Genomic DNA, 6,000 nt, shown 5'->3' on the forward strand with positions numbered 1-6,000 from the left:
CGACAGCGCGCAGTAGAGGCAGCACGCGGCCAATAGGCCAGAGCCGCAACGCGCAGACCAATCCAAGCAGCGCAGTGCGATTAAAAGGGGCTCATGCCCCAGCCAATTGCATCGCCTTCATCGTTCTGGCGAATCCCAGCACCTTCATTACCCTCTTGAGGTTGTAGGCCAGCACATGCAAGCTCATCTCTGTGCTCACATGCGCCAGCGTCCTGGTCAGGAAGTGGGTTGATCCCATCCAGTGTTTCAGCGTGCCGAACACGTGCTCCACGGTGCGTCGTCGCAAGGTCATAGCGTCGGGCTTGCGATCAAGGCGCTGCTGCACCCGATCAAGCACCGCTTCGTGTTCCCAACGTCGGATGCGGCGATAGCTGCTGGTCGTGCACTGGTCTTTCAGAGAGCAAGCGGGGCAGGCGCTGGGCCAGTAGACGTGCAGCTTGTTGTCGTTCTTCTCCAGCGTGCTGAACCTGTAGATCGCTCGTTCACCCGCAGGGCATTGGTACTCGTCGTCCTTCGCGACGTAGATGAAGTCGGTCTTGTCGAAGCGACCCGCGGCCTTGGCGTTTGATGTCATCGGCTTGGGCACGAAGGCCGTGATGCCGTCATCCTCGCAGGCCTTGAGTTCCGTGCCATTGAAGTAGCCGCGGTCGGCGAAGGCTTGAAGTCTGGGCTTGTTCATAGCCTCGCGCGCAGCACGCGCCATCTTGTTGAGTTGCGCGCGGTCGTTGCCGACGTTCGTGACCTCGTGCGCCACGATCAAGTGGTTCTTCGCATCGACCGCCGTCTGGACGTTGTAGCCCACCAGGCCCGAGCCCTTGGCTTGCGAGATCATTGAACGGGCATCGGGATCGGTGGTCGAGCGTTGCCCATCGGGTTCGTGCTTCAACTGCTCCTTGGCCTCGTCGAGCTGGCGCATCTGATCGCGCAGCTTCCTGATCTTGTCTTGCAGTCGCTCGGTTTTGGCTTCGACCTCTGCGGGATGCGTGCGATCCGCCGTCTCCAGTGCGTCGAGGTAACGCTGGATGCTTTGCTCGATCTGTTGCTGGCGCTTGTCGATCTTGCCGGGCGTGACGTTGCGGTCCCGGCTGTTCACTGCCTTGAACTTGCTGCCGTCGATCGCCACGATGGCCTGCGTGAACAGTTTGAGTTCACGGCACATGGCGATGAAGCGCTTGCAGACATTGCGGATGCCAGCGCCGTTGTTGTGGCGGAAGTCGGCAATGGTCTTGAAGTCCGGAGCGAGCCGGCCGGTGAGCCACATCAGCTCGACGTTGCGCTGGGCCTCTCGCTCCAGGCGCCGGCTGGACTGGATGCGGTTCAGGTACCCGTAGATGTAGAGCTTGAGCAGCACCGCCGGGTGGTACGCCGGCCGGCCGGTGGCGGCTGGATCCGTCCCCTTGAAGCCGAGTGCTTGAAGATCAAGTTCCTCGACAAAGACATCGACGACGCGCACCGGGTTGTCTTCGCCGATATAGTCGTCAAGACATTCCGGAAGCAACGCGACCTGGTGTCGATCTTCGCCTTCGATGAATCGCTTCATGGGCACCTCGCTCAAACGGGTGACCTGATTTTATTTTTAGAGTGGCGCGTGGGGAAGTGTTTTCACACAGCCTCGGCCGTTCGGTGACTTTGACGAAGGTCAGCTTCTCTTGATGCTGAAGGACCGCACCGGGCCCGATGGCGACGGTCAGGCGTCGTGGCTTAAGGACCGTATTCAGTCTGAAGCCGCCCAACGCACCCAGATCGCGCAAGTAACACCCGCAAGCAAGCCCCCTCCAGCCTCACGCCTTCGACAAGCGCCGCCGCACCTTGACCGCCGAAGCCAATCCCTCGAGCACCGGCACCGTCTGAGCAAAGCCGATGCAGGCATCGGTGATCGAGACACCGTGCTTCAGCGCGACGCCGGGCTTCAAGTCCTGCCGTCCTTCCTCGAGATGACTCTCGATCATGATGCCCGTAATGCGCCGCTCGCCGGCCGCGATCTGCGCCGCCACGTCTTCAGCGACCACGATCTGCCGCTGATGCTGCTTGCTGCTGTTGCCGTGCGAGACGTCGACCATGGCCTGGGGCCGCAGGCCGTTCGCCAGCAGCGCCTCGCAGCTGGCCGAGACATCCGCGGCCGAATAATTGGGGGCCTTGCCGCCGCGCAGGATCACGTGGCAGTCGTCGTTGCCGCGAGTCTCGAAGATCGCCGCCATGCCCATCTTGGTCATGCCCATGAAGGCATGCGGTGCGCGGGCCGCGAGGATGGCGTCGGCTGCGACCTTGACGCTGCCGTCCGTGCCATTCTTGAAGCCGACCGGGCAACTCAGGCCCGACGCCAGCTGCCGATGGCTTTGGCTCTCGGTGGTGCGGGCGCCGATGGCACCCCAGGCGATCAGGTCGGCAATGAACTGTGGGCTCAGCAGGTCAAGAAACTCGGTGCCGGTCGGCAGGCCCAAGGTAGTCAGCTCGAGCAGCAGGCGCCGCGCGCGTTCCAGCCCTTCGTTGATCGCGAAGCTGCCGTCCAGGTGCGGGTCGTTGATGTAGCCCTTCCAGCCCACGGTAGTGCGCGGTTTTTCGAAGTACGCACGCATCACGATCAGCAGATCGTCCTGCAGCGAATCGGCGACCGTCTTCAAACGCTGTGCGTATTCGATTGCCTGGTCGTGGTCGTGGATTGAGCAGGGGCCGACCACGACTACCAGCCGGTCGTCGCGGCCGTGCAGCACGTCGGCAATCGCCGCGCGGCTGCCTTCGACCAGCGCCAGCGTGTTGTCGCGCACGGGCACGCGTTCCTGCAGCAACGCAGGGGTGATGAGCGGACGAACGGCGCCGATACGCACGTCGTCGATTCGGGTGGTGTCGAGCGTGCTGTCGCGGGAGCCGATTTCGGCGTCGTGGAGGGGGTCATCGAGACGGGACATGGTCGTGGCTGTGATTTCGAACTGAGCTCCTTCGATTGTCATCTCGAAGGCGCCCACAGCCGACACGCGTGTGATACAGCCTCGCTGCAAGGCCGACGCCGTCGATCTCTACCGCGCAGCGGGTCACGCGCTCGGCAAACACGTAGATCTCGACCATGTTGCCTTCTGGATCGAGCATGTAGACCGACAGCGCGTTGCCATGGTTGAGTCCGCGAATGTCGGTTGCCCCGCGCGCCTCTGCCTTGGCCCAGATGTCACGCATCGACTGGATTCCGGGCACGGCAGAGCTTTTCAGGCCTTTTTCTTAGGTCTTTGGCACTACCTCCATTGGATGGCGCGGTCCGGGCATGGCCGATGTATAACTGCAAAGTTCTCACTTCAAGGGGTGGGATATGTCAAGCGCCTCGCCGGATCCGCGTGCTTCGGGCTTCGCATGGATTGCCTTGTGCGCGCCATTGGTAATCACCGCCTGCGGTGGTGGCGGCGACAGCGCAGGTACCGGCATGGCCGCAACGCCCACCGGTGCCAGCAATGCGCCGGCACCAGCACCGGCGCCCGCGCCGGCCGCCGGCGAGGTGCCCAAGCCGCCGTCTCCATCGGCGCCCATCAGCAAGGCCGTCAGGTCGCCGGACGACATCGCCCGGTTGCGGCAGCTGGAGCGGGATCGTGCTGCCCCGATCGACCGCGGCCCCGGGGCGCCGGGTCAGACCACGACCGCTGCGGCGGTAGCGGCAGCAGCCCCGGTAGCGCCAAGCGTGGGCGGCCAATGGGCCGCCCCGATCAGCTGGCCGATCAATGCCATCCACGCGGTGCTGACGCCCGACGGCAAGGTCATGAGCTACGGCACCGACCCGAGCGGTGCCCAAGGCGCCCAGCTCTACTACGACGTGTGGACGCCCGCCACCAACGCCCATAGCCTGCTGCAGCACACCACCCGCACCGATCTTTTCTGCACTGCCCAGGCCACGCTGCCGTCCGGGCTCGTGCTGCTGGCCGGCGGCGATACCCGCGGAATCACGCCGAACGCGGTGAACGCGGGCGTGCGTGACGTCAATCTGTACGACCCCGCCGCGGCCACCATCACGCCCGGGCCACCGATGGCTTATGCGCGCTGGTACGGCACGCTGGTGCCGCTGGCCGACGGGCGCCAGCTTATCGTCGCCGGCATCAACGCCGACGGGGGGGGATCCGGCATACCCGAAATCTACCGCCCCACGCTCGGCTGGCAGACCCTCGACATCCAGAGCTGGCCGGCGGACTTTTTCTATCCGCGCGCCGTGCTGGCGCCCAACGGGCGCGTGCTGGTGACCGGCGGAAGCGGGCTGTTCAGCATGAACACCGAGACACCCTTCATCATGCAGATCGGCACTTTTCCCAAGGCGGCGAGCTGGAGCATGCCCTGGGCCATGTTCGACCGCGGCAAGATCCTGATGGTCGCCGAGGACGGCAGCGCGATGGTGGTGGACTTCAATGGCAGCACGCCGGTCATGACTTCGATCCCCGGCCCCGGGGCCAATCGCATTTGGGCCAGCGCAACGGTGCTTGCGGACGGCAAGGTGCTGGTCACCGGCGGCTCGGCCACCTACAACGAGCTGGTGGACACCGCCTTCAGCGCCATGATCTGGGATCCCGCCACGGGCCAGTGGAGCACCGGCGCCGAGGCGACGAAGCCCCGCCTCTATCACTCGACCGCGATGCTGCTGCCCGATGGCACGGTGCTGTCGGCCGGCGGCGGCTCGCCCGGGCCGGTGGTGAACCTCAACGCCGAAATCTACTCGCCGCCCTACCTGTTCGACAGCAACGGCCAGCGCCGGCCGCGCCCCATCATCAACCAGACGCCGCCCCAGCTGACGCTGGGCACCGACTTCCGCGTCACCGTCGCGTCCTCGCGGCCGATCCGACGCGTCACGCTGATCCACACCGGCGCGGTCACGCATTCCACCGGTTTCGGGGAGCGCTTCCTCGAGCTGCCTTTCACCCAGGCCGGCGGCAGTGCCAATGTTGACATCACCTTCAACGAGAGCCCGAACGTCGTGCCGATCGGCCACTACTTGCTGTTTGCGATCGACGACGCCGGCGTCCCCTCGATTGGAAAAATCCTCAAGGTAGATGGGGGCATGACCAAGGTCGCCGACCAGGGCCAGACCTTCAACCTGCCTGCGCCGACTGTCGTGGAGTTTGGCGTGGGAGGGAACTGGACCCAGAAGACCGTCTCCGGCAGCGTGAGTTGCCAGAGCGACTTCTTCGGGGCCAACCCTTCGCCCACCGTGACCAAAAACTGCCAGGTGCTCGCAACCAAGGCTTCCGGCGTGACCCCGGGCAGCACGCAGACGACTACCGACCGTACCGTCGCCGTGCAAAACGCCGCGTTCAACATGCCGAGCGCGGTGCTGGTGAGCTACGGCGTCGACAACCGCTGGGTCGACAAGGTCGTGACCGGCGCCGGCACCTGCACCACCACCTTCTTCGGCACCGATCCGGCGCCCGGCGCGACCAAATCCTGCGTGGCGGATTCGGGCGTCTCAGGATCGCCGGCGCCGGCGCCGGCGCCCGCTCCTCCCGCACCGCCACCAGCACCAGCTCCTCCTTCGGGGGCCACGCTTGCCGGCGAAGGCGGCAGCTTCACCGTGTCGGCTCCGACCCTGGTCGCCTACGGTGCTGACACGCGGTGGGTGCAGAAGACGGTCAGCGGCACTGTGCCCTGCACCAATGACTTCTTCGGCACCGACCCGGCGCCCTTCGTGGTGAAGTCCTGCAGGCTGGTGACGTCCTCGCCGGCTCCGTCGCCCGCCCCAGCCCCCGCGCCTGCACCTGCACCTGCACCTGCACCTGCACCTGCGCCTGCGCCTGCGCCTGCGCCTGCGCCTGCGCCTGCGCCTGCGCCTGCGCCTGCGCCTGCGCCTGCGCCGTCCGGAGCGACACTGGCCCCCGAGGGCGGCACCTTCACGGTGCCGAGCCAGACGCTGGTGGCTTACGGCGCCGACACGCGCTGGGTGCAGAAGACAGTCAGCGGCACGGCGCACTGCAGCAATGACTTCTTCGGCACCGACCCGGCGCCCTTCGTGGTGAAGTCCTGCAGGCTGGCGTCCGCACC

The 6,000-nt window shown here is 65.6% G+C and carries 4 protein-coding genes; 1 reads left to right on the plus strand and 3 read right to left on the minus strand.

Annotated elements, in window-relative coordinates:
• Positions 1 to 91: 91 nt before the first annotated feature.
• The 3 genes from ACSFA8_RS18335 to ACSFA8_RS18345 form a co-directional block, all read right to left on the minus strand.
• Positions 92 to 1,540 (minus strand): IS1182 family transposase, encoded by a 1,449-nt coding sequence (locus tag ACSFA8_RS18335; protein WP_435480912.1) that lies wholly within the window; start codon positions 1,538 to 1,540, stop codon positions 92 to 94.
• Positions 1,541 to 1,781: 241 nt separating this feature from the next.
• Entirely contained in the window at positions 1,782 to 2,906 is a 1,125-nt protein-coding gene (locus ACSFA8_RS18340) for a 3-deoxy-7-phosphoheptulonate synthase (protein WP_435480913.1), read from the minus strand.
• Positions 2,890 to 3,168 (minus strand): VOC family protein, encoded by a 279-nt coding sequence (locus ACSFA8_RS18345; protein WP_435480914.1) that lies wholly within the window; start codon positions 3,166 to 3,168, stop codon positions 2,890 to 2,892. Before ACSFA8_RS18345 ends, ACSFA8_RS18340 begins: the two co-directional genes overlap by 17 nt.
• A 130-nt stretch (positions 3,169 to 3,298) precedes the next feature.
• Here ACSFA8_RS18345 and ACSFA8_RS18350 point away from each other — a divergent pair.
• The coding region (locus ACSFA8_RS18350; protein ID WP_435480915.1) for a galactose oxidase early set domain-containing protein at positions 3,299 to 6,000 on the plus strand (2,702 nt) is incomplete at its 3' end.

It is taken from the genome of Variovorax nitratireducens, assembly GCF_051216545.1.
Classification (GTDB): Bacteria; Pseudomonadota; Gammaproteobacteria; order Burkholderiales; family Burkholderiaceae_C; genus Variovorax.

What these genes read in the sequence shown, in the direction of transcription:
- ACSFA8_RS18335 (WP_435480912.1), bottom strand. Translation starts at nt 1,540, where the DNA reads ATGAAGCGATTCATCGAAGGCGAAGATCGACACCAGGTCGCGTTGCTT.
- ACSFA8_RS18340 (WP_435480913.1), bottom strand. Translation starts at nt 2,906, where the DNA reads ATGTCCCGTCTCGATGACCCCCTCCACGACGCCGAAATCGGCTCCCGC.
- ACSFA8_RS18345 (WP_435480914.1), bottom strand. Translation starts at nt 3,168, where the DNA reads ATGCGTGACATCTGGGCCAAGGCAGAGGCGCGCGGGGCAACCGACATT.